This window comes from Kitasatospora sp. NPDC007106, from assembly GCF_040634455.1.
Lineage (GTDB): Bacteria > Actinomycetota > Actinomycetes > Streptomycetales > Streptomycetaceae > Kitasatospora > Kitasatospora arboriphila.
Genome location: NZ_JBEYFP010000960.1, coordinates 1 through 2,083, shown reverse-complemented (window position 1 = coordinate 2,083; position 2,083 = coordinate 1). Strand labels below are relative to the sequence as shown.

Genomic DNA, 2,083 nt, shown 5'->3' with positions numbered 1-2,083 from the left:
CGGGAGCGGTTCACAGCCGGACGACGACGAGCACCGTGTCGTCGGTGGCGCCGCCGGGTGGCAGCAGGTCGGCCAGCACGCTGTCGGCCAGGGCGTCGGGCGGGTCCGTCGCGCGGGCGGCCAGGGCGCGGGCGAGACGGTCGAGTCCGACGTCGATGTCCTCGCGGCGCCGTTCGACCAGACCGTCGGTGTACAGGACGAGGGTGTCGCCCTCCTCGAAGGCGACGGTGGCCTGGGGGCGCGAGACGTGTTCGGGCCGGGCGCCGAGCGGCGGGTCGGTGGCCCGGTCGAGGAATTCGAAGGAGCCGTCGGAACGCACCAGCACCGGCGGCGGGTGGCCGGCGCTGCTGTAGGTGATCGTTCCGACGGCGTGGTCGATGAAGGCGGTCGCGGCGGTCGTGTTCTCCGCACCGTCGACGGAGCGGGAGTAGAGGCCGAGCACCTCCAGGGACTGGGCCGGGCCCTCCGTAACCCGCGAGGCTGCGCTGAGGGCGCTGCGGAGCTGGCCCATGACACCGGCCGCGGCGAGCCCGTGTCCGACGACGTCGCCGACGGCGACCGCCGTCCGGTGCCGGGGCAGGGCGACGAGGTCGTACCAGTCTCCGCACACGTTGAGGGTGCCCACCGCGGGCCGGTACCGCACTGCAGCCCGGACCTGGTCGAGCGGTGCGGGAGCCGGCAGCATGGCCGCCTGCAGGGCGAGGGCGACCTCGCGTTCGCGGGCGTGCGCCTCGCGCAGGCGCTCGTTCAGCTCCTGGAGTTCGCGGGCCCTGGTGTAGAGCTCGGCCTCGAGGACGCGGGCACGGCTCCCTTCGGGCAGGCCGTGGGCCGCGATGAGCTCGGTGATCTCCTCGACCCGGTGCACCAGGAGCACCACCCTGCCGTCGGGCCCGAGCACCGGGGCGTTGACGGGGCTCCAGTAGCGTTCCTGCCACTCGCCCGGCCGGTCGAGGCTCTCGACGTCGTACCGCTGCATCGCCATGCTGTCGCGTTCGCCGGTCTCCAGGACCCTGCGCAGGGACGCCCCCAGGTTGCGGGCACCGCTGGCCTCGGGGTCGTTCGGGTTGTCGGGGAAGACGTCGAACAGGTAGTGGCCCAGGAGCTGGTCGCGCGTCCGCCCGGAGAGCTGAAGGAACTCCTCGTTCGCGTCCACGTACACCAGGTCCGGGGTGAGCAGGGCGACCATGCCCGGCAAGGCCCGGAAGACCGCCGTGTAGTCGATCACCTGTCCTTCGCCGGCTCTCGGTCGGAGGGCGCGCGGACGACGACCACGGGGCAGCGGCCGTGGTGCACGCAGTGCTGACCGACGGAGCCCAGCAACGCCTCGGCGAAGCCGCCGTGGCCGCGGTTGCCGACGACCAGCAGGTCGGCCCCCTCAGACGCCTCCAGCAGGGCGGCTGCGGGATGGCCCTGTACGACGAGCTGTCGGACCTGACCGTCGCCGCCGGTGACCTTGCCGACGGCCTCGGCCAGGCAGCGACGCGCGTCGCCCTCCAGGTCGACGCCCTCCAGGATCGGCGACGGCCAGCCGTAGCTGGTGGGATAGTCCCAGGCGATCACCGCGTCCACCGTGCCACCGACCAGGGCGGCCTGGCGAACGGCCCAGCGCAGGGCCTCCTCCGCGGCCGGCGAGCCGTCCACGCCGGCCACGATCCGCGGCGCCCTGCCGGTTCCGTCGTCCACTGCGCACCTCCGTGTTCGCCTCCGTGCTCGCGGACGCCGTCCGCGAGCGGCACCGGGCCGTCCTCCGGGCTCGACGGGTGATTGAGCGAGCCGCACCATCACATGCCGGTCCGGTGGCGCAGGCCGTCTTCCACGCTACGCACACCGGCGGCCCCGCTCCTCGCCGGAGGCTCCGCCATCCGGACCATGCGGCCCGGCAGCACCACCCGCGCGGGCGGTCGATCCGGCCGACCGGTTCGAGAACACCTCACGTCCCGCCGTGCGGTCCACCGCCCCGTCGCCTCCACCACCGGTGCCACCAGTGGTGCCGGACGGTCCGGTCCGCACCGGGCGGCTCCGGAATCAGGGTGCCGGTCTCCGTCTGCGAGGGCACGCCACGGGTGGCGGGCGGGTGCGGGGC

At 74.3% G+C, this 2,083-nt stretch carries 2 protein-coding genes; both read right to left on the bottom strand.

Going from position 1 to position 2,083, the window contains the following annotated elements; genetic code table 11:
* Positions 1–10 precede the first annotated feature (10 nt).
* On the bottom strand, positions 11–1,225 hold the full coding sequence (locus tag ABZ641_RS34510) for a SpoIIE family protein phosphatase (protein WP_359988288.1): 1,215 nt from the start codon (positions 1,223–1,225) through the stop codon (positions 11–13).
* The gene (locus tag ABZ641_RS34505; RefSeq protein ID WP_359988287.1) at positions 1,222–1,683 is read right to left on the bottom strand and encodes a universal stress protein; all 462 of its coding nucleotides are present in this window, start codon (positions 1,681–1,683) and stop codon (positions 1,222–1,224) included. Before ABZ641_RS34505 ends, ABZ641_RS34510 begins: the two co-directional genes overlap by 4 nt.
* Positions 1,684–2,083 lie beyond the last annotated feature (400 nt).